Source organism: Aquitalea aquatilis, assembly GCF_005155025.1.
GTDB lineage: Bacteria > Pseudomonadota > Gammaproteobacteria > Burkholderiales > Chromobacteriaceae > Aquitalea > Aquitalea aquatilis.
In genome coordinates this window covers 2,834,263-2,858,211 of record NZ_CP039731.1, presented here as the reverse complement: position 1 = coordinate 2,858,211, position 23,949 = coordinate 2,834,263, and the positions used below count along the sequence as shown (strand labels likewise).

Sequence of the window (23,949 nt, the reverse complement as noted above, 5' to 3'; positions counted from 1 at the left end):
GAATACGAGTTCGGCCTTTGCGCGAACATTTCGTATTTTGGAAAACAGGTGAAACCCTTGGGAGGCTTCGGCTCTATATGGGGCCACAAGCCCCGGCTACAAGTGCAAGCCCTGCTGCGCTTACGCAGCAACGATCAGGCCCGCATCCCATTGCGAAAACGCGCAGTATAACATGCACCCTGTTTTTGTATGCAGGCGAATCGCGGCGCAAATGCTTGCCCACACTGGGCTATAGCAATAGCCAGCCATCATCACGGGGACCCCTCGCACTGTCACTGCCAGACCAGTAAACCAAGCCCGGCGACTTTCCGCATTTTTCACTATGCTGAATAAACAGACGATGAATAATCCGGATGAGCCGCCATGGGCCTACCCCATCAATCGATCGCCACCAAGCCGCCCATTGCCCTTGCCATGGCCTGGCAATGGATCACCGCAGGCGTAGACCCCACACTGAGCGGCCCGCTGCGGCGACGGCAGTACATTACCAATGCCGTCCCTGCCTCGGTGCTGCTGATGGTGCTGTTTTACTACCTGCTGTTTCTCACGCTGGGCAATCGCGAACTGGCACACTCATGCCTGGTGGAAATCCCCATCCCCGCCACCGGCATCGCCTGGTTCCGCTGGCGCCAAACTTGTGGCCAGCCTCCCCACTACTGGAAAGCCTGCTTGATCTGCCAAACCACGGTACTGACTGGCATTCTTGGCGGACAGGGCACACTCTTCGGCTCACACTTCTATTTCCTGCTGTTTTTCCTGACCGCGCCCCTCATCGTCCCCATCAATGATCGACGTGGCATGGCCATCGTCTGCGGAATCTGCCTGGGATGGTTTTCCTTGTTCCAGTTCATGCAATGGCCAGCCGCACTCACCGTACAGACGCTCGGCCCCACCATGATCAGCATACTGAATCTGGGAGTACTGCTATCGGGCTCCATCATTCTGTTCATCGCCCTACTGGCGGGTGAACACTTTTCGGATGCACTGGTAAACCGTATCCAGCAAATGGCCAGCACCGATATGCTGACCGGCCTGGCCAACAGACGCGCCTTTTATGCCAGGCTGGCGCAATTGCAGCACCGCCACAGTCTGGACCAGCGCCCATTTTGCCTCGCCATGCTGGATATCGATTTTTTCAAACGCATCAATGATAACTACGGCCACGATGCCGGCGACAAAGTGCTGTGCCACATCGCCAGCCTGCTGCAGCTCAACGTACGTCCGCAGGACCTGGTATGCCGCATTGGCGGTGAAGAGTTCGCCATCCTGCTGCCCGACACTAGCGTGGATCAGGCTTTTATCCTGTGCGAGACCATCCGGAATACGATTGCCGACTCGCCACTACCACACGGAGCCAGTGAACTGCACGCCACGGTCAGCCTGGGGCTGGCGCAGTGGCAGACGGACGACAGTGAACAAACATTTTTAGCCGCCACCGACAAGGCGCTCTATGCTGCCAAACACGCCGGGCGCAATGCCGTTCACCCGCGCCGCCAGACCGCACCCATCATCTAAGGCAGCATGCGACTTGGAACGACAGATATCCGCCTCACAGCCAAGCACCGTCTCCACATCAATCACAAACGCCCTGCTCATATAGCTCAGTCACAACGGGCGATAGCGATCATTTCGGCACTCGCCGGCGTCAGTGCCCCGCCTTGCCAGTCGCCATACCAATCCACTCGCACAAAACCGGCCAACCGCAACTGCTCGGCAATGGCAGCATGCGTCATGAACCGCAAGACACTCTGACTGTGCAGCCGCACATCGGCACGCTGAAAATGGTAGTGAGTATCAAAACTGAGCAACGCCCCATCGAAATCCTGCAGCACATGCCAGACAGCAAGCTGTTCACCATCCGCCAGCTCAACCATGCGGCGCGAATACTCGGGCGTCCACCGCTGCCAGGGCGCACCGACCGGGTTGCGACTTTCAAACATCATTACCCCACCCGGCCGCAAGCGGCGACGCACAGCAAGCAGCGTTTGCAGCACTGCTTCATCCGTCAACAGACACTGAAAGGCATGCCCCGTCATCAGTGCGATATCGAAACGCGTATCAGGTGGCAAGTCGGTCGCCGTGCCACTACGCCAACAGACCTGCCCGGCACCACTACGTGCACGCGCCAGGTCTAGCATTGCCGGCGCCGGATCAATAGCTGTGACGGAATGCCCCAGTTGCGCCAAGCGCAGCGCAAGCACGCCTGTGCCACAACCGATATCAACGACAGCCCTGCTCTCAGGACCAATCCGCTCCGCATAAAACAGATGATCGGCCTCTCCGGCATTCAGCACATCGTATACAGCGATCAGCCGCGGGTCGGTGTACAGCGCATTGACAGTGGACTTGTGCATCGAACTCCGCCTAATTGAGATCAATCACGGGACGAATACGGATACAGACAACGCAGTACAAAACAAGAGGAGTGTGCAGACTATCGCATACCGCATCTGCAGGAGTAAAACGAAGCGGATACACCGCAGGATTACCAGAGAAAAAACTGAGTTGTGGTGCGAGCGGAGAGACTCGAAAAACATTGATTTTATTGGCCCATAGAGATACTTGCGACAAATTTGCGACAGTGCCTTTAGCCCACGCAGCATAAAAAATCCCCGGCTTAAATTAAGTCGGGGATTTTATTTTTCCTACTGCAACAATTTCCGGTCATTCGAAACAATCACCTGACAGGCGCTCAGCTGCTTGACGACTTCGTTGGCCTCGGCAGCGAGTCGTTCAGCATCTTCTCCATGCGCTGCAAGAAAGTCGGTTCCCGTTTCACCATCACGTCCGCCGGGGCCGGAGCCAGCTGCGGGCAGATTCCCGGAGCGTGCGGCAGTGAGCTGCTGGTCACGCAGCCGGACAGCAGCGCGCAGCCGAGCAAGAGCGCCATCGAGATCTTTTTTTCCATCATCTAATCCTTTCTGATATTCAGCACTCGCGGCGGCATCACTTGCAGCAATCTTGTACTCGACATCCCGCGCCTTCTGTACCGCAGTAGTTACACCACGCGCCGCAGAGGCATCCGCCTTTGCACTAGCAATCACCGGCCGGTCTATAGCGCCGCGTAGCCATACTCCAGAGATAACCAGGGAAGCAATAACACCAACAACGATAAATGCCCGCATATCAACCACCCTTCGCTCTAAATAGCAAAACAATGCCAGTTAAAGTTGCAACCATTAGGCCCATAACAAGACTATTAACAACCGTTGCAATAATCTTGTCGCTGATGCCATCTACACGCTTTGCCAGGCGAACTGCACCATCAACCCCAGCCTCACGTAGCGCCTTTTCCGCACCCTGCTTCGCCGCCTCCTCCAGCAACTCAGAAAACTGCTCACGCGGCAGCACAACGACATCGCTGGGCATTGCGCAATGGTTATCACCGGACATGAAAGACCCCTATTCTTTGAAGTAGATTTTGTATTTGGGACGGCGCACAACCATGACATTCCGGACGTGCGTATTTGTAATGTCTGCGAATGACTGGCCATAACCAGCTACACGCGACTTGCTTTGCGTACTAGATCGCTCCAGATGGCCAAACCAGCGACCAGGAATACAACCAGGTATTGCATTGCACTTTGCCCGGCGCTTTATTACAGAGCCCAACCCGGAGTTATAAGCGGCATCCATCATCGCCATGCGATCCTCAGGCGATGCCGCCCAGCCTATCGCCCGGTACGATGTGCGATTTTTCAGCACTACCGCCGCTAACTGATAGTGTGGATCATATGCATTCGCCCACGACCAACCCCGCAATTCAGGATGAGCAGAAGCCAGCTCAGCAACTGCATCAAAGCGAACCGAGCCATCAGCCCGGTACGCTCGCGTAAATTGCCCCAGGCCGGCACCAATCTCCCGGCTTGTCCGAAGCGTAGCAGCAGCCCGCCAGCCACTCTCCTGCTCAACCTGAGCCGCTAAAACAGATCTGGCCGGTATATCCGGCCAGTATTGTTGAATCGACGTTGAGAGCAGCGGCAGCAATGCCAGCGCACTTGCAGCTATCGGCCCAGCCACAGCACTGCACCGATGATGATTGCGGCTACAAAAATTCGATCAGCCAGGACAACCAGCGCCGCACCGACAGGGCTTGTCATGGCTAACTCAGTGACAAGCGACATATCGACATGAAACATGATTTTTCTGAGCAGCAAAGCCAAACCAACAACAGCAGGAATAATAAGCAACAGCGCACCCCAAGTAGCTGCCAATACTTGATCAAAGCACACTAGGCCAAGAACAGCAGGAACAACAAGAAGGAAAAGCCGGTTATCAAAAAATCGACGAAGAATAATCAACATGCTGCCTCCATAAATGAAAAAACCCGCAATAGCGGGATATTTTAAAAATATAAACTCACCTGAATATTACGATACCTACGTTCCAACTGGATATGACGGCCGATTCGGAATCTCCATAACAATCCCATTTACCCCCGCACGTATTACCTCGCGCAGCGCCTTACGATAAGCAACCCATTCTGCAGGCAATGCAATTCCCACCTCATAACAACGCAGCAATGTTGCATCACTTGTAGATAGCGCAATTCGCGCATTATCAAGAAGCTGCCGCAAGGAATGACTATTTAAGTCATTCACATCATCTTGATCAGCAGGGTAAATATTACCAAAATCACCCGCAACTGCTCGTGCAAACAACTCCCGACCATGATCCGCCGCATCATCAGGAGAGGCTGTAAAAGGGACCTCTCCAAGTGATTTGAAATTTACAGTCATGGTTATCGCTGAGTGCGATTCATTGGCCCACTGCAGATCAGTTACCGCTGTATATTCAAGCTTCATGCGACCCTCTGCGCTAAAAAAATCGTGAAATTACCCGGTGCCGCAATCAGGGAGTGCATGGCTCTCCAAGTACCTACAGCAGAGACACCCACAATCGAATAGACCACTGACCCCTGCGTTACCGACTGCGACGCGCCAGCAGTATAGAGCTGCGCGTAATACAGCTTAGCCCCAGAGTAGAGGGTTCCCGCCACAATTTGGGTATTCGCGTTAGAGTAGAACATCAACGCAAATGAGCCTATTTGCCCAGCCCCACAATCCGTCGCCAGCTTATTAGCGAATAAGCTTTTTATGTCGCTACCGATTGCTGTAAAAACAGACGCAATTCGTGAAGACATCGAGGGCATAGTCAGCCCTTAGCCGCAGTGTACGCAGCCAAAAAGTCGGTTGTCGGATCACCGATACCCAGATTGGCACACGCCTGGAGCTGCTGCGCGGCCGTCAGTGACTGGGCATCGGCAAAGCTGAGCCGGTTACCAACCGCCGTGAGCAGATTGGCCACTGCGGTCTCATCAGTACCGAACCTAGCTTCAATTTCCGCCAGCGTGTCCAAGGCCGAGGAGGCACCGCCCAGAATCTGGTTCTTCAGGTCTGCCAGTAATGTAATGATATGGCTGGATGAGAACGTCGAGCCTGCACTAGCTGCGGCATCATTGATTGCCGCACCGGACGAAGATCCAGCCGCCTGGGCCAACTGCAGCACCTCGTTGATCGCTGCAACCAGACTGGTCTTGGCCGTGGTATTCAGGACAGACAAATTACCCTGCGCAGCTTTGAGTGATTTAACATCTGCGGCAATAGCCTGAGCCAGCTCGGTAATACGTGTTGCCAGTGACATACATATCTCCTCTAGAGTTTTGCAATTTGGTACAGCAATTCAATATCCATATCGAAAGCATCAGCCGCCGATGCGCCCGGCGGACCCGGAATACCTTCAACAACATGACAAGGTGCTGGATCATCAACAATTGCAGTAATGACCAGCTCCTTTTCAACAACAACCGGCATATCCATGTCAGGTCTCCACAACCTCGAATGAACTACCCTGCACAGTTCGCACAGTCCCATCCGGCCAGTGCAATACCAACTGGAACAACAAAGGGCCAGGCAACCACTGCCGCGTATCATCAGCAGACACGGTCACCAGCAAACCACCATCCTGCTGCACAATGACCGCAGGAACAGCGAGCACTGCCCCGCCAGGGCGACAGAAACGCGCAGATGCTAGCACCCCAGAAATATCCAGCGGCTGACCAAACTGCACTACTGCGCCACCGGAATACTCCGGCCAGCCGACCCCAGATAGATTGCTCAACTCCAGCCAGTCAGCGTCTATTGCTGTTACCTGATGAAAATCACCAGGTAACGGTGGGCGATTACGGGCAGTCAGCCCAGGAAGGCTGACCCCAATGAATGCCACCCTCCAAACCGGAGGCAGCCCATGGTTTGGAATTTTCAACCGCGCACAATTTCCGGATACATCAACCTCAATTACATCCATCGATTTCAGCCGACCAGACTCCAACCTGACATGCCGCTGAAATGTATCTCCACGAATTTGCTTCATCGTTTTGCCCTGAAATAAAAAAACCCGCCGAAGCGGGTTTTACGAATTGTTTATTTTATTAGAGCAGGATCACACCCACGCTATGGACTGGTTCGACCATGCTATTTCACGCGAAACAGGATGCACAGCGGCATAGCCCCTACTCTGTTCAGGACAGGGCGTGATTACACCAGACAAGGCATCGACCACACCAAATACATGATCAACAACTGCACCAGGGCCAATGATGCGCTTACCCTTGACCAGTACAGCCGATTGCCCGATCTGCTCAAACATCATGTAATCTGACAACAGTAAATCATCCCGGCCAAACCGGCCATCCGGCTGCTGGGTAAGGTCTTCAACCACGGCCATGGTCTTATTCGTCACCATTGTAAAACCGCCGATATCTACGTCGCCGACATACCAGCGCAAGACTGCACGTGCATACGAAATATTGCCGACCTGATAGTCAGAACGCTCAGTAATGACAGACTGTATATACGTCGGCTGCATTCGCACGCTTAACAGCATTCGGCGGTATGCAAATGCAGAGCCCTGCCGATCATAGACGCTAGCAAACTCCGCAACGATTGCGCTAGCGTTGGACCTGCTCAACGTCACAGTAACTTGATAGAAATACAGAACATCCCCGGTTCTATTACGTAGATAGAACTCCAGCAAGGCCTGTTCACCAGCTTGAGATACCTCTACTACGCGAGGGCCGATGACCGATGTATATATGCTATCGGTTCCCGTCCAGCGCTGGCCAGCAGCACCCCAGTCCATCGGCAGGTGAATTGGGTCCCCCCCCCGCAGCGGAACCAGCACGATACCAGCCTGCTCGGTAGTGACGCCCCATACATCACCAACACCCAGCGCTACTATCCACTCACATGGCCACAGCCTGCCATATAGCTGAATAGCACCATCGCTGAGGCTCAGCATCGCATGATCAAGAAACTGATAGCCAGCCGCCACATCGGCAAGAGGATCTGCTACTGGCTGGCCCGGTACGCGCAGCACAAAAGAAACGGCAGTACTAGGCTGTCGATAGCTACGATCAGCCAGGCCTGGCCGTTTTAGATATCCCCCTTCGACAAGACCGTGGAAGGGATGGCCTGCGGCTCCAGACAACTTGAGCGGCAGCGGCTGGCGTAGCGGAGTCATAGCCGCACGTCCTGCAGTACGATCAATCGCGGCGAATCACTGAGGTCATCCCAAATATCCGGGCAATGCACCAGCAGCTCCAGATACCATGTTTTGACATGACCGCGCCCCAGCACTGGCATTTCAACCAATGAGCCATCTTGTTTGTATAGCTGCCCAGTAATAGCTCGTGCAGTATCAGAAGAATTGCGCAACCGCATTTTGCACGTCGGCATCGCTACTGCTGAATTGCTGGGTAGCACAATATACGGCACAACATCGACTGGAAGTACTGACAGATCAATCTCCATCACTGGCGAGCGCGGAAAAATGTCTGTCTGATAACTCTCAGTCGGCTTGAACAGATCAACCCCTAACTCACCTGCAGTCAGTGTCGAATAAATCATGCAGGGTCGCGCTGACCAGTCAAACTGAGTCTGTACCTCAACGCCAGAAATAACGACCGGCTCTACAGCACGAATTGTCATACCCAACCCAAAATCAAGCCGAATGACTTCACGCGCCGAACCATCTTGCGCCTCAACGGCCACCAGCATCTGACTGCGTACTTTTTCAGCCTCTGCCAGCTCATAACCGAATACAAAACTGAAAAACCGATCCGGGAAATAATTCCACACCGCAGCGGCTATCCCATCTCGCTCTACCTTGAGATTGTTCTTGTGCAGATTCATCATGCCTCCGGCTTCGAATAGTTAAAAACCACGACTCGTTTAGAAGCGTCTTTCATCGTGACGGACTGTACTGGCATGTATCCGATGACAAACAAGCCATCGCTAGTCGTGATGTATTGCTGTGGGTAATACGTTCTGGACTGCTCAGTCAACGGCGAGTCAATCTCGCCGCCGCTTGCTGGACTAGCGGTCTGAGTGGCCATGCCTGTTGCCGTGGCGCTGGGAATCCCACCACGCGCCGGCAGTGCCGGCAAACGCTTGGCCGATGCTCCCGGCTGCTGCAGCGCCTTGCCAATAGTGCGGGCATCTTGTTCAGTCATTCCGCTCATAGGGTTACCTCTTTCACCTCTGTGCTGGTGAGCGTCACGCCAGCATGGCTGCCCGTCGTGAGTTGTGAGCAATCTACTTGCAGCCAGATTTGCACCATCCCATCCATCTGAGCATCAAGCGACAAGTCCGCACCAGGTACGGCTCCAGCAAGATCCGGCTGTGTCAGCGCCAGGCGGAATACACCAGGCTGGACATCGCTGGTTGATACGACAGAAAGGTGGATCGGTTGACCATCCGTGGACATGACCCGCTTGCCGGCAGCTGGACCAACAAAAAGCCGCTGCTGTATCGGGCTAGCCTGGGCATCATTAATGCCGGCTAGCGCCAGTTGGGTGACTGGCTGGGTCCGGGCAGCGTCGTAATACAGTGCAAAAGTGAGCGGCATGGCTACCTCAGTTCAAATGGGTCTACCGGGATGGCCACAGTGACGGCATACGTCAGCGGGCGATCAATCGGGTCGGTCATGTAGGGGTGAATAGCATTAGTGGTCAGCGCGACAGAGCGCGGGTATTGCGAAGTCGTGTCACCCGTTGCCCCCGTAGTCCAGGACGTACCTGCAATCAGGTCTCCTTGGCCTTCCCACGCGCTCGGTACCGGCACAGTGGCCGACTGCGACAGATTAGCTGCACCGGTAATGACTGGACTTTGCAGCGGCTCATCCTGGGCTGTACCGACACCCACCAGCGCACTGATCGCCAGCTCGATGTCAGTCTCGGCCCGGCCGCTGTCGATGGCGTAGCGCTCGACAAACCTGGCAACCTTACCGATAGCGTGCAGGTCGGCCGAGTCAACTTGCAGCCGCTGTGACAGGTCCAGCGTCGCGCTGGCCACGGTGGTGAATGTCACCCGACTGGCGCGATGGCTGGCCAGTATCTGACGGCGGGCCTTGGCTGCCAGGCAGACCAAAGCGGCATCGATATCGGCGCGTGAAACAGTCGGCAGACTTGTGTAATCGGTGCTGGCCTTGATGACCGGATCGACCTTCAAATCCTTTTCCCAGGCATCGGCATTAAAGCTGCTGGTGGCATCCACGGCGGCCGTCGCCCCTTGGGTTTTACGGGTGCCGAGTGCCGCGACAGAATCAGGCGCGGATACTGTGACACGCCAGCGCTCAGTCACCGGCTGGGCAATGCGACGATGCAGCCACAGCGTTGCGGCCTCGCAGCGCGGGTCCTGTTCGGCAGCTCCGGTGTACTCGTTCTTGAATATCAACACTTCGACGACATCTGCAGCCGGGCCGGGGGCACCGTTGATCACATTACCGTTGCGGTCGATATAGCCGACTACAGCACTGCCTTGTTTCGGTGATGTGTATGTCGTCTTGTCCACGATCCAGCTGGACTGGCTAGCGGCCGACTCAAACAGCGACCGCTCCGGGAGAATGAAGGCATGGCCATTGCGGCCGAGTACCAGCTCCGGGTAGGAAATTCCCATCGACCACTGGTAAACCGTTTCTGCCAGGTGCAGGCGCGGGTAGCGATATTCCAGCGTGCAATCAGTGCTGGCCACTTTTTCGCTTGCCGCCGACGATACCGCTCCTTCGTTCGCCTCGGCAGCGGTGACCACGGTGAATGAGGTTCCCCAGGCTTCCCACGTCCAGCTGCTGGTCACCGTGATGTGCGGGGTATGTATGCCGAGGGCCAGCGCATAGGGCGGCTGTACCGCAAAATATCCCGAACCTGACGCCGTGGTGACTACAGACTGCCCACCAATGGTCAGGGTGACCGTTGCACCTGGCTCAACCGTTCCGCCGATTAGCGGCCGGGTATTAGCAGTCAGATTGTCTGTTGTCGATTTGCCGGTATCGTTCGCACTATCGTGAATCAGCCCGCAAATGCTGGTCGTCGAAACCGTACCCAGCCCGACCTGGTCATTGGTTACCAGGTTGGTGACATCGCTCAGCGCTACCGGCTTGACCTCAAGCGAATTGGCCTTGATATCGTCATCAGTCACAGTCGTAGACTGGCCAGATCCAGCCCATTCAGTAAGCCGCGGATTTCCGTAGGCATCCAGATCGAAGCTGCCGGCGACGGTAGCAAGCCGACCTTCGGCATACTGCAAGCTGTCAGCAGCTTCGCCACCCACATGATCGGACCAATAACCACCAAGCATAGCGGCCAGCGCTGAGCGGCTGGATTGTGCCAATAAATCACGCCGACGATCAGCGGCATGCAGAGCAACCCGGCCAGACTCCAAATCGAACTGGGGCAGTACTACACGGCCAGTAAACCGGCGAACCCACGCACTATCAATAATCGGCCGGACATCGATAACCAGGCTTTGCCCACCAAAACTAGCCAGGCTATCGCCAGCCGCAAGGCTCAGCACCACCGATGCAATCCGTGCTGCGCCTTCCTCTGCCTCAATCTCCAGCTCGCCTTCCACCCGATCTGACAGATCCACACCACCAACCAGTACCCGAACATTCCAGCTCTCCGCAGGAAGCGATACGGGCAATACATTCAAGCCCATTGGCACCGACATAAAGCCAGAAGGTAGCGCAGTGACCATCAATACAACAGGAACAGAAATCTTTTCTGCCTTCGATACAGGGGATTCGCTACCGGCAGATGCATTGATTGCCGCACTATTTATAGCTGAGCCATTAATCATTACATCCCCTTATTTTTCTTCAAATACTAGCTCCCACCCCCAAGAAGCTGCCATGGGATTACCAGAACTAGAAGCAGTCACAAAACCCATAAGGCGAGGCCAGTAAGTCAACTGATACTGCTGTGCGCCTACCACCTCAGATATAGTCACCACTCCACCCGAAACAGAAACATCAGCCGGGACCAGCTCACCGCCAACCACTGCATGGCCACATAGGGAAATATCCAAGCGGTACGATGGAATAGCAATCATCCGCGACGCACTAGCTATTACTCTTGGGACGATACAATCCAACTCATGCGGGATTGACTGATCCAACTGCGCCAAACCAGCCGGCATCCAGCCCGATCCAGAAATGGTAGTTTTCAGCTTTGTCCAATTCGTTTGCTTTCTTGCAGTACCACTGCGCGCACGAAATATACTGCTACCGCCATCAACCACTGCATAGGTTTGCGATATTTCCAAACCAGCAAGCAGGGGAATAACCAACCCGTCCACATAAACATAATGCTCAGGCGACATGTTTCCCCCAAATAAAAAAGCCCACCGAAGTGGGCTATCCATGTTTTAAATTAAATTTCCGGGCGGCATCTAACAATTGCGAAACAGAATCACTAGAACCGTGTAGCTTTACCGGATCAGACATACCAGGGAAATATAGATTTAACGGCGAACCCATCGGCATAGCTGCAGGCGAAGATGACAGTGACGGAATATCCAGATGGCTAGCAACTGACGGGAAATCAGCGCCGACCAAACCACCCATACCATAACCGCGCCGATCTTGAACTGCCTTCATCCCTCGCACATGAAAATCCTGCATGAATTCCAGCGCCCCGGGCTCACGCATCCGGTATTGCGGCTGAACATACTCGCCACGATGCACAACGCCAGCAGGCTCTTTAACACCGCCATCACCTGTATAGCCACCCGTATCATAGCCGGGCGTCGTCAAGCCAACAGCCGCACGCGCATCTTGCAACAACTTACCATCCGGACCAACATACTTGACCGGAATAGTCAGCGGATGAGCTCGGGCCTTTTCCTCAATCTGCGCCATGAATTTTTCAAGATCAAAAACACCCTTCTCAGTATCAAAACCAATCGGCATGTTTTTGACAGCCTCAGCCGCTCGCTTCAGCGCCTCAACCTTTTCCATAGCCCGTTGCAACTGATCCTTACCAACCTGCTCCCGACCGGCATCTAAACTATCCTGCGACTTTCCGGCTTGGTCATTGAATAGCTTGAATTCACCTTCAGTGATTTTCCCAGCGCTACGCAGCTGATTGATAACCTCCATCACACGACTGAATGCAGCCTCAGCAGCAGTGGCATCCCGTGTAGCCTTCTGGAAATCACTATCCAGACCAGTTGCCCCGGCCGTCTTTTGACTATCAGCAGCTTTGCGAGAAAGCTCCTCAGCCTTCCTCAGACTCGTGTAATAGTCAGTAACTCCCTGCGGATCTGCATTTTTTGCAGCTGGATCAACTGCTTTATTGCTGGCCCAGGCATTCTGATGCTTTATCCGCTCATCAGTCGCCTTTTTCAGATCATCATTGGCCCGATCATATAGCTTCTGCTCCTTAGCAAGATCAACAGCCAAATTGGCAAGCGCACCGTTCCGGATGGCATCCACATTCTTGCCAAACCTATCTTCTGCTGCCGTCCTTCGCTGCGCATATCCCGAAAAGCCATCCATAGCTTTTTGATAGGCCAGCATTTCACGGGCCAGCTGTCGAGACTGCTGATCCTTCGACGCATCGCCACCAGAATTGGCAACAGCCTCTGCACGGCGCTGCAACATCAGCTGCTTATTCTCAAGCGAGCGCCTTAGGTCATCGCCATATTCAGCAACCTGCTCTTTGCTCATGCCATTCAGCTGCTCATCAGTCCTGATGCCAACCTCGGTCCGCCCAGCTACCATCTTGGCCGTTATCTGAGCAGAAAGCGCCAATGCCCGCTCAGTCTTGGCATTGTATCGATCTAACTCATCTGACATCACCTTGATGCCGGCAACAACAGCCAAGCCCGCCAGGCCAAATGCAGCAGCAGTAGCAACACGAAATGCAGAAACCTCAAATGTAAGCGTACGAATCTGGCCAGCAACCGCCGCCAATCTCCCCAATGCATTTTCACCCAAGACAACATCAGCAATTGCACCGACAGTGCTCAGACCAGACATCGTTACCCGCAATGCATTAAGCGTACCGCCTATCGCCGTAATCCATCCAGTAACCGACCGCAGAACCACTAAGCCAGCATAGCTGCCAGCCAGCAGCTTGATTGCATCAGCATGCTCACGAATAAAACCCACCGTTGACTCAACAACAGCTCCCATGGCACTGATGATATCGGCCATACGCTGGCCCATTTTCTCCGCAGTACCGTCAGCCATTGCCGTGCGAATCATCTCAGTGAGCTTAGCAACCTGTTCTTTAGCAACATCCATCAGGCCGGCATCAGCCAGCTGCGCCTTGAACTGCTCCCAGATATCCGACAACTGAGACAATGCCCCCTGCCAGGTGGAAACCTGACCAGCTGCAGCACCTTTTGCGTCGGCCTCCATCGCTTGAATCAGCTTAGTGATTTCATTCCGACCTAGCTGGCCAGCCTCGGACATTTTCTGCAGATCCGCAGTGGTCTTATTGAGCGCCTTCCCCAACAAGTCCCACACAGGAACGCCAGCATTGATCATCTGCAAGATGTCATCACCCTGCAGCTTCTGCTTACTCCATGCCTGGCCAAGAGCCAGGCCAATACTGGTCAACTTCTCCTGACCACCACCCAGCTTTGCAGACTGATCGACAATTGCTTGCAACGAACCAGCCATGGGATCAAGGCCAAAGTTCCGCAGCTGGATATACGACCCAGTCAAATCCTTTACGCCAAACGGCGAATCAAGCGCCAGCTGCTTCATGGCAGCAAATGCATGCGTACCAAGAGTTGCGGACTTCTCAACCGCGACCAGCTGTACCTTCAGCGTCTCAAACTGCCCCCCCGTATCGAGCACGACATTAGATGCCGAATACAAGGCCGCTGACAGGCTTACCAGTGCAGCAACAGCACCAACGACCTCACCACGCATACCAGACAAGAAACCTGCACCAACAGGCGTAGAAGCCTGGCCATGAAGCTCAGCAAGCTTTACACGCAGCTGCTCTGCCGCCTTAGCCTGCTCCTGATATGACAGCTTCCCACTTGCAAGAAGCCTGTCATATGCCAGCTGCAGCTTTTCCACCTTGGATTGCATTTCCAGCGGATCAGTTACACCCAATACCTCACGCGAGGATGAAACCGACTTCTCACGAACAGAGGAAAAACCAACATCACGAACTCTGCTCTGAATTTTCTCTTGCGCAGCCGGCAAATTGCTGACATCCACCCCGCCGGATACCAATTCTTTCTTCACATCACGCCAGGCTGATATTTGCTTACGCATACGGCTTTCTGCCCTTGCCAGCGCCTTTTCCGTCTTGCCCAAACCGGCCTCAAGATCAGCAGTTGGCCCAGTAGCCTGACTGATAGCAGTACGGTATCCCTCAGCCTCCTTTTTCAGCCTGAAAAACTCGCTAGACGCCGCTTTTGCATCTTTCTGAAGCTTGCCAAATATTTCTATCTGAGCAGATTGCCTGGCCATACCCTGCAAAGCAGAACCATATTTCTTTTCCGCTGCAGCTACTTCAGATACCCAGCCGCTAGCATCACCTTGCAGCGCCAGGCGGATCAGCATGTCATTACTTGCCACTGGATGACTCCTTGCAGGCTACTGAAAACAGGGAATAGGGATACGTCAAAATATTTGCATGCCCCAGTGTCACCAGTGCGCAGATTGCACGATCCAGTGACGCTATTGCACTCTCTCGACTAACTTTCCGAGACGATCCCGTATCCCGAAAAAAAGCGGGTTTACCTCTTTTGCAGCAGAACATAATTCATCGAGATCACCACTAGATGCGCGGTCAAATTCCTCTACCGCGATACCAGCCATATAAGCCAATTCAGAAAGGGTAATCCCATCCAATGCAAAAGCATCTATATAATCAACAGGCTTAATGCCCATCAGCGAACGCACTTCGCTAACGTCAAGTTCCTTAAAAACAATGTCAACATCACCAAATTTGACAACTTTACTTTTTTTACTTGCCATGGAAGCACCAATTAAAAAAGCCCGGATAACCGGGCTTTATTTACTGCTGATAACTTGGCTGAGGAGATAATAAGTTTCTTAATCCCTCATCAGCCTTCCTATTTAAATCTTCTTGATCATGCTTAATTTGCTCAATCGCCTGTTGCCTTTTTTGCTCAGCTTCCTGAATTGCCCTTTCAACTTTAACAACAGGATACACAAATGAGAGCAATGATACTATTACAATAATTATTGGCACAACCAACAAACTCTTTAATTTATACCTGCCACGGCCTGACATATACCAGATATATCCAACAGGCCAAATTCCGGAAATCAACAAGAACATATAAAAGCTTGGCAATGGATCATTATCACTACTGTTTCTGAAAATTTCATTTGCAGCAATAATGCCAACCACAACTGCCATAATACTGTATAGACCGCTAACGATTGCCTTAGCAAAAATAGGCCAAGAACTCATCGCAATGAAAAACAATACAGATGATGAAAAAGCAATTGGCAGGGTTAGAAGATAAACACCATAATCCACTCTTTCAACTGATACGGAAGGACTACTTACGGTTGATTTTTTTGCTGCCTGATGCCTGTCATATTCAATTCTTTTTTCTGGGAAAAGCAATATTTCAGCACATAGAGAAAGCATTCTAGCTTGCGTAGCATCAGCTCCATCAGCTCTATGCCTATCAGCCATAGCATTAATTGCAGATCTTATTACTTCTGGACCTGAATTATTTTGCACTCCTAAAAAATCATAAAGTGACTGACTCATGTCATGAACCTTCTTAAAAAATCCATGACATCAGACTATCACAGGAGTTACTCCCGGTCGAACCGGGAGCAACACATGCTATACCTTGGTAGCCATCTCGACCTTGAAGTACTGGCTCTTGCCAACCGGCTTAGATGAGTCCGCCAGGATCGCACCCTTGACCTTCAAGGTAGCGAAATCATCGCTAATCAAATCGAGACTGTCAGCCGGGGACACCTTCAGTCTATAGATTTCAACAACAACAGATGCACCACCTTGCGCTTCGTTCAGACCATCGAAACGCAACGAGAACTCCTTCCCAACCTGCGTCAGTGCCTCGATAGAGGCCACCCCGGTAGCAGGGTCGGTGGTGACACCGCCAGAAGTGGCCAGCGCCATATTTTCCGGAGACAGCTCACGCAGATCCATTTCTGCCGTTACATCATTGATGCGATAAACCGTATTCTGGTTACCACCACCGGGAGTTTTGTAATTTGCCAACTTCTTTTCATCGATAGACAACTTCAGCCCCAGAGAACTGCAGTTACCCAGCGGACGTTCAACCACCCCATCGATCAGAGTAACCACACCCTTACCGATAAAGCTATGCTCTTGAATCGTACTCATCTCGCCTCCTATTTGGGCAAAAAAAATCCTGCCGAAGCAGGGACATTAAATACTGATATCACGGCTCCTCAGCCGCTCGTCGGTGACGGATACGAATATCCAAATGAATCATGTAGACCATTTCATCTCGATTGAACTGGTAAAGAGTCCGACGCTCCTTCAATGAAATAATATGCAGAACACCATTCAGATTATGAGTTGCAAAAAGAGCCTTACGTAAACGCATTTGATGCGGTCTAATTCTGCTATAAACCTGCCCACCTTCAGCATCAATAAGCGTAGTAATACGTATATCAACCTGATCATTACGAACCGCCATGCCTTCCTTGTCCTCAGGCACAGATTCATCCAGGTGAATAACAGACGCCGGCTCACGGATATCCTCAGGCTTCACTATCAGATCACCAACGGTGACTCGATCACCCAAAACCGAGCCAAGAGCCTGCTCAACGGCATAGGCAAGATCAAAATCTTTCACAGCTTGGCCTCCATCAATTGCAACAGTACCACCCGCGCCCCCGCCATTACGGTTTCTGTTGCCTGCTCACCTACACGCTCGATAGATGGGGACATGAAAGGCTCAGCAGCCATTTTCTCAGTCCCCTCTTCCAGAAATCGCCCATAAAATGCTGTCACCACTGCTGATGACCGCCCCTTACTGGCCTTGTCTGCTAAACGCTGAGCTTTGAGCTTGCCGTTTCGCATTCGCTTGGCCCGCGTTGCCACCGTCACAAAACCAGTCAGCGGCGCATCAGTCTTTCTCCAGTTTGTCCACGCGATGATCTGCGACCGGAGAAAACCACTATCCCGGGGAGCCAGCTGCTTTGCCTCGCGCTGAATAATCTGCACGCCAGACAGTAGCGGCTTGGACAGAGCCCGACGATCCACCAAGGAATCACCCAGGCCACCAAGCTGCACAAATACACGTCGCTGCGCATCATCAGCTGTTACCTTGATGTCCATGGTCATACTCCAGTAGCAATTCCATATCCCGGCGCTGGCCATTTTTATCAATCGGCGGCGCAACGATTCGATACGTGCGCCCGCGCCATACAACACGCATGTCAGCATCTACACCATCAACCCAACTACAAAAGCCTCGCGCATCGGCAACATAGTTTGTTGAATCGCCGACCCGTTCCCGGCCAGTCAAGTCGCGTACATCCATCCAGCGGCGCGGACCAACACGCTGCCAGACATCTACAGATTCACCCGCGCCATTCTTCCCCTTTACCCGCTGCTGTATCTCCCCCCTGCACACACGGTCACTACGCATAGCGCCTCCACGGATCAAGTAGGCCATCAACATGCGAACGCGGCAGCATGGCCACCGCAGACGCCCCCTGAATAACCTCCTCCGAATTCCGCAAAGCCGTGGCAACTCGAATCAGCACCCATTGCCTGATGGCATCCGGCACAGTTTCAACTGTCCATGCTCCGCAGGAAAACGATACATCCACTTCAACTGCACCGACCGGCCAGCCATCAAACAAGATCAAGTCCTTGCCGCGAGCAAGCCGCCATGCGTGGACTGGAAGTGGTGTTTCAATCCCTGCAACATCACGCGCTACAACCGAAGAAACCGCCAACACATCGCTACGCAAGGCCAGCAGTGCGACACCGACATCATCAAAAGTTCGCTGCCAAGACTGAGGCAGGATTGGCCGCTGCATCTCATGCTCAGCAGTAGCCATAGCCGCCGACTGAAAAAGATTCAGCAAGGCATCAAGATCAGTCTCATCCTCATCCAGCCGGCACTGAACACGCACAACCGACAAATCAGGAAATAACGGCGCTGCAGTAGCTACCAATTTTTCACGCATAGTTCACCCCCTCGCTGATACGGCATATCGCTATGCCGCATCGACCAGGAAATTACTTTTTCTTACCAGCGGCAGTCTGGGCTTCGGCAGCAGCTTGAGCTTCGGCAGCAGCCTGGGCTTCGGCAGCAGCTTGAGCTTCGGCAGCAGCTTGAGCTTCGGCAGCAGCCTGGGCTTCGGCAGTAGCCTGGGTATCAGCAGCAGCCTGAGCCGCAGGACTCAGCGCCAACAGGTAGTCAGCACCACCCAGGCCACGGGCAAACTCGACACCGGCAGAATCGGTGCAGTACAGATCCGGGCTAGCTAGAATGGCGGATGGGTCACCCGTCACGATGTCATTCGGGCGAACCATCACCTCCTTTGGATCAGGATCGGCCACTACGAAAACCCGATGGGAATACAGAACGCGGGCAACCAGGCTACCCAGCTTCGATCTTGTTGCCATATGGCACCTCAAAAGAAAAAGCCCCTCACTTGAGGGGCTTTATGGATGAAGGCCGATTAGGCCGCAGCTTGCTGGAAGGTTTTCACCGCACCGCCGATATCCAGCATATTGCCGTCATGGCGAGAAAGCGCATGGAAGCCTACCAAACCCAGCTCGTTGTACTTCGAGTCGGTATTGCGATACATCACCGTATTCATCACATCACGGATCAGGTATTTGCTGTGGTCACCAAAGCTGAGCGACTTCGCATTAGCCGCCGGAGCTGCCATATGCTGATTGATCTGGAACGGATAGCCCAGGATGGTATCCGGTGCTTTGACTTCCAGACCAGGCAGCCAGAGCGGACGGCCCATCGAGTCTTTCAGCTTCTTGATCTGGCGCAGCATACTGTCATGCAGCATCCACTTTGCACTATTGCGATAAACCGGATCAATACTGTGCTCCAGATCAACCAGGTCATCATAGAGGATGCTCGCAACCTGACCTGCTGCACCCACTTTACCGACCTGTGCCGCCGTGATAATGCCTTTCGGCTGACCAACGCCAGTACCAACAGTGAAATGGCGATTGGTTACACGACCCAGGCGCAAACCCAGCAGGTTTACAACGTAGGACTCGATATCGAACGCAGAATCTTGCAGCAGCTCGACGGAGATCGCTACCGTTTTACTGGAGTACTTGAATGCATTCAGCGTAGCTTGGCCAAAAGCAGTACCACCCGGATTAGACGGAATACCTTCTGCCAGGATTTCACCTTCTTCAGCAGTTGCATCAGCAGTCGGGAAGGACAGCGGGTTACCACCCTGGGTAGCAACTACAGTAGCTACTTCACGCATGCCGCCCCACAGCTTCATGGCCTGCAGGATGGCATTGAACATTTCAGACGGAACCAGGTAACCACCAGTAGTCGGATCTGCAATGGTTTGAACATTGCTGAATCGCGGCTGTTGCTGCAGGGCTTGAACACCACTTTCACCACCTCGCAGGAACGCCACCAGCAGATCACGACGCATTTCGGCAGCATTCTCTACAGAAATACCACGCAAACGATGGGTCTCGCCATCATTAGCAGCCAAGCCCTCCTGAATGGCCAGGGCAGCTTGAATGGCATTAATCTGGTTATCGATCTGCTCGACTTCAGTTTGCATCGCGCCAAATTCTGCCTGACGATCCTGATTCCAGGCACCATCAGCATTTACCAGTGCTTTCATCTTGTTTGCGATTTCAGCACGCTTTACACGCAGAGCTTGCAGCTTCATGTTTTGGGTCTCCAGAAATGAAAAAACCCGCCAGTGGCGGGTATTAGGGTTTGTCGCGGAAGCCCCGCGTTAGCAATTCAGATTGAGCAGCACAAGTTGGCGCTTGGCGGCCTCACGGCCATCATCAGGAACAGAGTTTTCGACAGGATCAACAACTGGTTCAGGAACCAGCACAGGCTTTTCCACCAGAGCCGTAGGCGCAGCGGAAGGCTGTAGTAGCGCCTTCGGCGCATTCTTGCAAGACGAGAAATCCCAGCAGCTGTTATCGACAATTGCCGCGCCAGCACCATCAATCACATCAACAAAGCCAGCGGCTTTTGCTTCATCAGCCGTGAACCAGGTTTCCGCCTCCATCCATGCAGCGACCTGCTCAGCCGTCTGGCCAGTCTTTCGCACGTAATCAGCGCAGATCGTGCTATCTACCTTGTCCAGCAGATCAGCGACCTGACGCAAATCCTCAGCATCACCAGCAGCAACGGTAGCGGCCTGATGGATCATGAACATACCGCCATCGGTAATGCGCACCTCATCACAATTAACTGCAATGAAAGTCGCTGCCGAAGCCGCCAGGCCATCAATATGCGCGATCACCTTCGCACCGGAAGCACGTAAGGCAGCGATGATGGCGCGAGCACCAAACACATCACCGCCAGGACTGTTGATGCGCAGATGAATGGTTTCAACACCAATCATCGCAGCGATTTCTTGGCAAAGCTGGCCAGGATCAACGCCATACCATTCGTCGATGATGTCATAGAGCCAGATGGTTGCCTCAGCCCCACCCTGTGTGACTTCTGCACGCGGGTAAACAGGCCGGGCAGCCTTAGCCTTGGGCCGGATCAGAAGGTTTTTGATTGCCATTCCCACTCCCTGCTTTCACGATTTTTCCCCCATCAGGATCAGGAGGCAGATTCTTGATATGCCGGACTTCATTGATCGTCATCCAGCCCTGCGAGCCAGGCCCGCCCAGCGCCTTACTGAAGTACGCCGCCTGGGCAGTACTGTCACCCTCAAGCAGAGTGTCCAGCCCAAACTCGCAATAAATACCCGGCTTCACAAACAGCTTGCGATTCGCCTCCTGCTGGATAGCCATCAGGTGGCGCTTGAGCGTAAATTTCACAAAGCCCTGAGTCATTGCCTCCAGGCCAGTCCCCCAGCTTGTCGCCTTATCCGTAGCACCAATCATGTGCGGCGGAACACCGTAGATCCGCGCTATCTCAACAACAGAAAATGCGCGGCCCTCCAGCAGCTGCATGTCAACCGGAGAAATTTGCAACCGATCAAGCTTCCAGTCCGCACCAGATAGAACCATTGGGCGACCAACATTGCTCAAGCCATGCGCCCGCGCTTCAACCTCTGCTCGAACTTGCTGCTTTTGCTCATCATTCAGTTTTCCAGCCGTACTGATCAGATACGATGCGCCAGTTCCCTGCCCAAATTGCCGCTCACTGAACTGCTGCTGACCGAGCGCCAAGCCAATCGCTTGATTGGCGTAGTGCCGCACAGGAGAAAGCGAGCGCAACCCGTTATAGCCAAGGCCAGGCACATGAATGACATCATCCTCATGCACGCTATGTACTTGCCCGTTCGGAAGCCAAAACGTATAGCAGCGCCAACCGCCCTGATCCAACATCCGCTGCACTGTTGTGGCTCGCGGATTGAGTGGCTGGATACCAATCGGATTACCCCGCTTATCACGCATGATCCAGGCAACAAAATCACCATCCAGCAATCGGGACTGCATCCCGTATTCCCACATAGCAGATGCCGTGTACTCATTCGTTGCGGACTCATTGAACAGATACCAAAAATCATGGTCGATCTGCTTTCGACCGCCTGTCGTTTTCTGATAGAACTGTAGTGGCAGTGTGCTGACAATGCCCGCAAGCAGCTGCACGCAGGCATAAACAGCACCGACCTGCATTGCGGTCGTTTCATTGACCGGAACACCGGTAACAGATGGCAGCCCGAACATTTCGCCAAGCCCGCCAGAGCCCTGACCCAGATTCTGAACAGTCGGCTCTTTTCGCTGCTCAGTATCAGCAGCAGGCGGAGACTTACCCGCCCACAATCGGTCAAAAAAGCCCATCAGCAAATCACCTCTATCTCAGTTTCATCATCCAGATATGTCATAGCTCGCGTGGCCGCCATGGAAAGTGCAACAATCGGGTCAATCCGGCCCTGGCTGCGCTTTTTGTCCGGCTTGATGTTCTCGTTACTGTCGATCAGTAGCGTCACGTTCCCAGCGCACCAGCGAAGCAACGGATTTCCACCATGACGCAGCCGCTTGCTGTAAACCAAGCGCTCAAGATGCTTGGCACCAGGTGACAAACCGGCAAAGTTTTGCGGCAGCTTGACCATCGGCACGTCCTTTTCCAGCAGCTGGTTCGCCAGGTGCGTGGAGTTCCATGTGTCGAATGCGATTTCCCGCACATCAAAATCACGGCATGCCTGCTCGATAACCTCCCGAATTGGGTCGTAATCGGTCACATCACCCTCAGTTACCGTCAACCAGCCCTGCTTTTCCCATGCCTTGTAATCAGACCCATTGTCCTGATCCGCTGCATCAACCTTCGCCTGGGGAACCCAGCACCACACCAATGCATACCACTCGCCATCCTCATCGCCAGCTGGCGGCGGGAACAAAAGCACAAAGGCCGTGATGTCTCGCGTACTCGCCAAATCGAGTCCGCCGAAGCATTCACGGCCTTGCAGCATGTCAGGATCGAATTTCTTCTTTCCCTTGTCCCAAACTAGCATGTCAAACCAGGACAACGAATCCCCGACGAACACATTCAAGTCTTTTGTCAGAAAGTTCGCCCGGGCTGACGGCATAATCTTCGCCTTCGCGGCCTGCGCCTCCATATATGTGTATGTCTTTGCTGAACCAAGACTGGGATTAGCTTTTGGCCAGCTTTCCGGTGAAAAAGGGTCATCCCCCTCATCAATCGTGTAAATAACCCCAAAAAAACTGTCATCGTGCGCTTCGCCGCGCAGTATTCGCACCAAATACGTGCGAATTTCAATGCAAATACCATCCAAAATGAACCCGGCAGTGGTGATTGCATTGATCAGCGGCTGAGTCCGAGCACCAAGCGCTGACTCCATTACGTCCCAAACCTCGCGGGTTTTGTGGGCATGCAGCTCATCAACGAGACAGGCATATGGGTTTAGACCGTCCAGAGACTCAGCATTGGCCGGAAGCGGCTTATAAACTGACTCGCCAATCGACATTTTTTCTTGATTAGCACCGTCAAAAATCCTGACTGACTTGGCCAGCCTGGGCGACTGGCGGCGCAAGCGCTTGATGTTGTCGAATGCCGGCTTGAACACAGACATTGCCTGCTCTCGCGTTGTCGCAATCGAGTAAACCTCAGCGCCACCCTCGCCATCCATCATCCATAAGTAAGAGCCAATCGGTCCCCACCAGGTAGACTTACCATTTTTCCGGGCAACTTCTTCATAGCCCGTCCGGAAGCGGCGGCATCCATCAGATGACCGCCGCCAGCCGAAAATTACCGCCGTCCAGAACAGCTGCCAGCCATCCAGCATGATTGGCTGCCGGGCAAGCGGCCCTTTGATGTGAACAAACCAGCCTTGGATATAGTTGATTACATGCCAGGCATGGCCGGGACTGAAATACAGCCCACGTTTTGCACCCTGTTGCAGATCACGGTAATGTCGCTCAACAGCCAGCATGGTCAGTTGACCAACAACGATTTCACCGCGGAGGACCGGCACACCATAAACCCGATCCCACTCATG

At 53.4% G+C, this 23,949-nt stretch carries 29 protein-coding genes; 1 reads left to right on the top strand and 28 read right to left on the bottom strand.

Annotated features, from left to right (window positions below; genetic code table 11):
* Positions 1 to 363: 363 nt before the first annotated feature.
* Positions 364 to 1,515, top strand: coding sequence for a GGDEF domain-containing protein (locus FAZ30_RS13480; protein ID WP_124643331.1), 1,152 nt, complete (start codon positions 364 to 366; stop codon positions 1,513 to 1,515).
* An 86-nt stretch (positions 1,516 to 1,601) separates the two neighbouring features.
* Here FAZ30_RS13480 and FAZ30_RS13475 read toward each other — a convergent pair whose 3' ends face one another.
* The 28 genes from FAZ30_RS13475 to FAZ30_RS13345 all read right to left on the bottom strand — a co-directional run bounded on the left by FAZ30_RS13475 (position 1,602) and on the right by FAZ30_RS13345 (position 23,883).
* Positions 1,602 to 2,354 (bottom strand): class I SAM-dependent methyltransferase, encoded by a 753-nt coding sequence (locus tag FAZ30_RS13475; protein ID WP_137009617.1) that lies wholly within the window; start codon positions 2,352 to 2,354, stop codon positions 1,602 to 1,604.
* Between the two features lie 291 nt (positions 2,355 to 2,645).
* Positions 2,646 to 3,125, bottom strand: coding sequence for a hypothetical protein (locus FAZ30_RS13470; RefSeq protein WP_137009616.1), 480 nt, complete (start codon positions 3,123 to 3,125; stop codon positions 2,646 to 2,648).
* A gap of 1 nt (position 3,126) precedes the next feature.
* Positions 3,127 to 3,393 (bottom strand): hypothetical protein, encoded by a 267-nt coding sequence (locus FAZ30_RS13465; RefSeq protein WP_137009615.1) that lies wholly within the window; start codon positions 3,391 to 3,393, stop codon positions 3,127 to 3,129.
* Positions 3,394 to 3,402: 9 nt separating this feature from the next.
* Positions 3,403 to 3,987 (bottom strand): transglycosylase SLT domain-containing protein, encoded by a 585-nt coding sequence (locus tag FAZ30_RS13460; protein WP_137009614.1) that lies wholly within the window; start codon positions 3,985 to 3,987, stop codon positions 3,403 to 3,405.
* 17 nt (positions 3,988 to 4,004) lie between these two features.
* Positions 4,005 to 4,304 (bottom strand): hypothetical protein, encoded by a 300-nt coding sequence (locus FAZ30_RS13455; RefSeq protein WP_137009613.1) that lies wholly within the window; start codon positions 4,302 to 4,304, stop codon positions 4,005 to 4,007.
* 75 nt (positions 4,305 to 4,379) lie between these two features.
* Positions 4,380 to 4,805, bottom strand: coding sequence for a hypothetical protein (locus FAZ30_RS13450; RefSeq protein WP_137009612.1), 426 nt, complete (start codon positions 4,803 to 4,805; stop codon positions 4,380 to 4,382).
* Between the two features lie 349 nt (positions 4,806 to 5,154).
* On the bottom strand, positions 5,155 to 5,643 hold the full coding sequence (locus FAZ30_RS13445; protein ID WP_137009611.1) for a hypothetical protein: 489 nt from the start codon (positions 5,641 to 5,643) through the stop codon (positions 5,155 to 5,157).
* Between the two features lie 11 nt (positions 5,644 to 5,654).
* Positions 5,655 to 5,819, bottom strand: a complete 165-nt coding sequence (locus FAZ30_RS20425; RefSeq protein ID WP_168190847.1) for a hypothetical protein — start codon at positions 5,817 to 5,819, stop codon at positions 5,655 to 5,657.
* A gap of 1 nt (position 5,820) precedes the next feature.
* Positions 5,821 to 6,372 (bottom strand): hypothetical protein, encoded by a 552-nt coding sequence (locus FAZ30_RS13440; RefSeq protein WP_137009610.1) that lies wholly within the window; start codon positions 6,370 to 6,372, stop codon positions 5,821 to 5,823.
* 69 nt (positions 6,373 to 6,441) lie between these two features.
* Positions 6,442 to 7,521 (bottom strand): hypothetical protein, encoded by a 1,080-nt coding sequence (locus FAZ30_RS13435; protein ID WP_137009609.1) that lies wholly within the window; start codon positions 7,519 to 7,521, stop codon positions 6,442 to 6,444.
* Positions 7,518 to 8,195, bottom strand: coding sequence for a hypothetical protein (locus FAZ30_RS13430; RefSeq protein WP_137009608.1), 678 nt, complete (start codon positions 8,193 to 8,195; stop codon positions 7,518 to 7,520). The genes FAZ30_RS13435 and FAZ30_RS13430 overlap by 4 nt, the downstream gene beginning before the upstream one ends.
* The gene (locus FAZ30_RS13425) at positions 8,192 to 8,512 is read right to left on the bottom strand and encodes a hypothetical protein (RefSeq protein WP_137009607.1); all 321 of its coding nucleotides are present in this window, start codon (positions 8,510 to 8,512) and stop codon (positions 8,192 to 8,194) included. The genes FAZ30_RS13430 and FAZ30_RS13425 overlap by 4 nt, the downstream gene beginning before the upstream one ends.
* A 5-nt stretch (positions 8,513 to 8,517) precedes the next feature.
* Complete coding sequence (locus FAZ30_RS13420) at positions 8,518 to 8,907, bottom strand: hypothetical protein (RefSeq protein WP_137009606.1); 390 nt, start codon at positions 8,905 to 8,907, stop codon at positions 8,518 to 8,520.
* 2 nt (positions 8,908 to 8,909) lie between these two features.
* Positions 8,910 to 11,135 carry an Ig-like domain-containing protein gene (locus FAZ30_RS13415; RefSeq protein WP_137009605.1) on the bottom strand — a complete coding sequence of 742 codons (2,226 nt, stop codon included), beginning with the start codon at positions 11,133 to 11,135 and terminating at the stop codon, positions 8,910 to 8,912.
* Positions 11,136 to 11,144: 9 nt separating this feature from the next.
* Positions 11,145 to 11,699: a hypothetical protein gene (locus tag FAZ30_RS13410; RefSeq protein WP_137009604.1), complete on the bottom strand. Its 555-nt coding sequence runs from the start codon at positions 11,697 to 11,699 to the stop codon at positions 11,145 to 11,147.
* A complete protein-coding gene (locus FAZ30_RS13405; RefSeq protein ID WP_137009603.1) occupies positions 11,692 to 14,865 on the bottom strand; it encodes a tape measure protein in 3,174 nt (1,057 codons plus the stop codon). The genes FAZ30_RS13410 and FAZ30_RS13405 overlap by 8 nt, the downstream gene beginning before the upstream one ends.
* A 117-nt stretch (positions 14,866 to 14,982) precedes the next feature.
* Complete coding sequence (locus FAZ30_RS13400; protein ID WP_137009602.1) at positions 14,983 to 15,282, bottom strand: hypothetical protein; 300 nt, start codon at positions 15,280 to 15,282, stop codon at positions 14,983 to 14,985.
* Between the two features lie 40 nt (positions 15,283 to 15,322).
* Positions 15,323 to 16,054: a J domain-containing protein gene (locus FAZ30_RS13395; protein WP_137009601.1), complete on the bottom strand. Its 732-nt coding sequence runs from the start codon at positions 16,052 to 16,054 to the stop codon at positions 15,323 to 15,325.
* A 78-nt stretch (positions 16,055 to 16,132) separates the two neighbouring features.
* Positions 16,133 to 16,660: a hypothetical protein gene (locus FAZ30_RS13390; protein ID WP_137009600.1), complete on the bottom strand. Its 528-nt coding sequence runs from the start codon at positions 16,658 to 16,660 to the stop codon at positions 16,133 to 16,135.
* Between the two features lie 58 nt (positions 16,661 to 16,718).
* Positions 16,719 to 17,138 carry a hypothetical protein gene (locus FAZ30_RS13385; RefSeq protein WP_137009599.1) on the bottom strand — a complete coding sequence of 140 codons (420 nt, stop codon included), beginning with the start codon at positions 17,136 to 17,138 and terminating at the stop codon, positions 16,719 to 16,721.
* Entirely contained in the window at positions 17,135 to 17,623 is a 489-nt protein-coding gene (locus FAZ30_RS13380) for an HK97-gp10 family putative phage morphogenesis protein (protein ID WP_168190846.1), read from the bottom strand. The genes FAZ30_RS13385 and FAZ30_RS13380 overlap by 4 nt, the downstream gene beginning before the upstream one ends.
* Positions 17,601 to 17,936, bottom strand: coding sequence for a head-tail adaptor protein (locus FAZ30_RS13375; protein WP_168190845.1), 336 nt, complete (start codon positions 17,934 to 17,936; stop codon positions 17,601 to 17,603). The genes FAZ30_RS13380 and FAZ30_RS13375 overlap by 23 nt, the downstream gene beginning before the upstream one ends.
* Positions 17,929 to 18,483 (bottom strand): head-tail connector protein, encoded by a 555-nt coding sequence (locus tag FAZ30_RS13370; RefSeq protein WP_137009596.1) that lies wholly within the window; start codon positions 18,481 to 18,483, stop codon positions 17,929 to 17,931. The genes FAZ30_RS13375 and FAZ30_RS13370 overlap by 8 nt, the downstream gene beginning before the upstream one ends.
* A 52-nt stretch (positions 18,484 to 18,535) precedes the next feature.
* Positions 18,536 to 18,925, bottom strand: coding sequence for a hypothetical protein (locus tag FAZ30_RS20590; protein ID WP_205676600.1), 390 nt, complete (start codon positions 18,923 to 18,925; stop codon positions 18,536 to 18,538).
* A 56-nt stretch (positions 18,926 to 18,981) separates the two neighbouring features.
* Positions 18,982 to 20,184: a phage major capsid protein gene (locus tag FAZ30_RS13360; RefSeq protein ID WP_137009595.1), complete on the bottom strand. Its 1,203-nt coding sequence runs from the start codon at positions 20,182 to 20,184 to the stop codon at positions 18,982 to 18,984.
* Between the two features lie 69 nt (positions 20,185 to 20,253).
* Complete coding sequence (locus FAZ30_RS13355) at positions 20,254 to 21,045, bottom strand: head maturation protease, ClpP-related (RefSeq protein WP_137009594.1); 792 nt, start codon at positions 21,043 to 21,045, stop codon at positions 20,254 to 20,256.
* Positions 21,008 to 22,273, bottom strand: coding sequence for a phage portal protein (locus tag FAZ30_RS13350; RefSeq protein WP_137009593.1), 1,266 nt, complete (start codon positions 22,271 to 22,273; stop codon positions 21,008 to 21,010). Before FAZ30_RS13350 ends, FAZ30_RS13355 begins: the two co-directional genes overlap by 38 nt.
* The gene (locus tag FAZ30_RS13345) at positions 22,273 to 23,883 is read right to left on the bottom strand and encodes a terminase large subunit (protein ID WP_137010233.1); all 1,611 of its coding nucleotides are present in this window, start codon (positions 23,881 to 23,883) and stop codon (positions 22,273 to 22,275) included. The genes FAZ30_RS13350 and FAZ30_RS13345 overlap by 1 nt, the downstream gene beginning before the upstream one ends.
* Positions 23,884 to 23,949 lie beyond the last annotated feature (66 nt).

Coding starts and splice junctions, on each gene's coding strand:
- FAZ30_RS13345 (WP_137010233.1), bottom strand. CDS start 23,883: ATGCTGGCTGTTGAGCGACATTACCGTGATCTGCAACAGGGTGCAAAA.
- FAZ30_RS13415 (WP_137009605.1), bottom strand. CDS start 11,135: ATGATTAATGGCTCAGCTATAAATAGTGCGGCAATCAATGCATCTGCC.
- FAZ30_RS13350 (WP_137009593.1), bottom strand. CDS start 22,273: ATGGGCTTTTTTGACCGATTGTGGGCGGGTAAGTCTCCGCCTGCTGCT.
- FAZ30_RS13430 (WP_137009608.1), bottom strand. CDS start 8,195: ATGATGAATCTGCACAAGAACAATCTCAAGGTAGAGCGAGATGGGATA.
- FAZ30_RS13390 (WP_137009600.1), bottom strand. CDS start 16,660: ATGAGTACGATTCAAGAGCATAGCTTTATCGGTAAGGGTGTGGTTACT.
- FAZ30_RS13405 (WP_137009603.1), bottom strand. CDS start 14,865: ATGCTGATCCGCCTGGCGCTGCAAGGTGATGCTAGCGGCTGGGTATCT.
- FAZ30_RS13370 (WP_137009596.1), bottom strand. CDS start 18,483: ATGCGTGAAAAATTGGTAGCTACTGCAGCGCCGTTATTTCCTGATTTG.
- FAZ30_RS13420 (WP_137009606.1), bottom strand. CDS start 8,907: ATGCCGCTCACTTTTGCACTGTATTACGACGCTGCCCGGACCCAGCCA.
- FAZ30_RS13395 (WP_137009601.1), bottom strand. CDS start 16,054: ATGAGTCAGTCACTTTATGATTTTTTAGGAGTGCAAAATAATTCAGGT.
- FAZ30_RS13400 (WP_137009602.1), bottom strand. CDS start 15,282: ATGGCAAGTAAAAAAAGTAAAGTTGTCAAATTTGGTGATGTTGACATT.
- FAZ30_RS13480 (WP_124643331.1), top strand. CDS start 364: ATGGGCCTACCCCATCAATCGATCGCCACCAAGCCGCCCATTGCCCTT.
- FAZ30_RS13470 (WP_137009616.1), bottom strand. CDS start 3,125: ATGCGGGCATTTATCGTTGTTGGTGTTATTGCTTCCCTGGTTATCTCT.
- FAZ30_RS13440 (WP_137009610.1), bottom strand. CDS start 6,372: ATGAAGCAAATTCGTGGAGATACATTTCAGCGGCATGTCAGGTTGGAG.
- FAZ30_RS13455 (WP_137009613.1), bottom strand. CDS start 4,304: ATGTTGATTATTCTTCGTCGATTTTTTGATAACCGGCTTTTCCTTCTT.
- FAZ30_RS13425 (WP_137009607.1), bottom strand. CDS start 8,512: ATGACTGAACAAGATGCCCGCACTATTGGCAAGGCGCTGCAGCAGCCG.
- FAZ30_RS13450 (WP_137009612.1), bottom strand. CDS start 4,805: ATGAAGCTTGAATATACAGCGGTAACTGATCTGCAGTGGGCCAATGAA.
- FAZ30_RS13410 (WP_137009604.1), bottom strand. CDS start 11,699: ATGGATAGCCCACTTCGGTGGGCTTTTTTATTTGGGGGAAACATGTCG.
- FAZ30_RS13475 (WP_137009617.1), bottom strand. CDS start 2,354: ATGCACAAGTCCACTGTCAATGCGCTGTACACCGACCCGCGGCTGATC.
- FAZ30_RS13375 (WP_168190845.1), bottom strand. CDS start 17,936: ATGCGTAGTGACCGTGTGTGCAGGGGGGAGATACAGCAGCGGGTAAAG.
- FAZ30_RS13465 (WP_137009615.1), bottom strand. CDS start 3,393: ATGTCCGGTGATAACCATTGCGCAATGCCCAGCGATGTCGTTGTGCTG.
- FAZ30_RS20590 (WP_205676600.1), bottom strand. CDS start 18,925: ATGGCAACAAGATCGAAGCTGGGTAGCCTGGTTGCCCGCGTTCTGTAT.
- FAZ30_RS13435 (WP_137009609.1), bottom strand. CDS start 7,521: ATGACTCCGCTACGCCAGCCGCTGCCGCTCAAGTTGTCTGGAGCCGCA.
- FAZ30_RS13445 (WP_137009611.1), bottom strand. CDS start 5,643: ATGTCACTGGCAACACGTATTACCGAGCTGGCTCAGGCTATTGCCGCA.
- FAZ30_RS13355 (WP_137009594.1), bottom strand. CDS start 21,045: ATGGCAATCAAAAACCTTCTGATCCGGCCCAAGGCTAAGGCTGCCCGG.
- FAZ30_RS13380 (WP_168190846.1), bottom strand. CDS start 17,623: ATGGACATCAAGGTAACAGCTGATGATGCGCAGCGACGTGTATTTGTG.
- FAZ30_RS20425 (WP_168190847.1), bottom strand. CDS start 5,819: ATGGATATGCCGGTTGTTGTTGAAAAGGAGCTGGTCATTACTGCAATT.
- FAZ30_RS13360 (WP_137009595.1), bottom strand. CDS start 20,184: ATGAAGCTGCAAGCTCTGCGTGTAAAGCGTGCTGAAATCGCAAACAAG.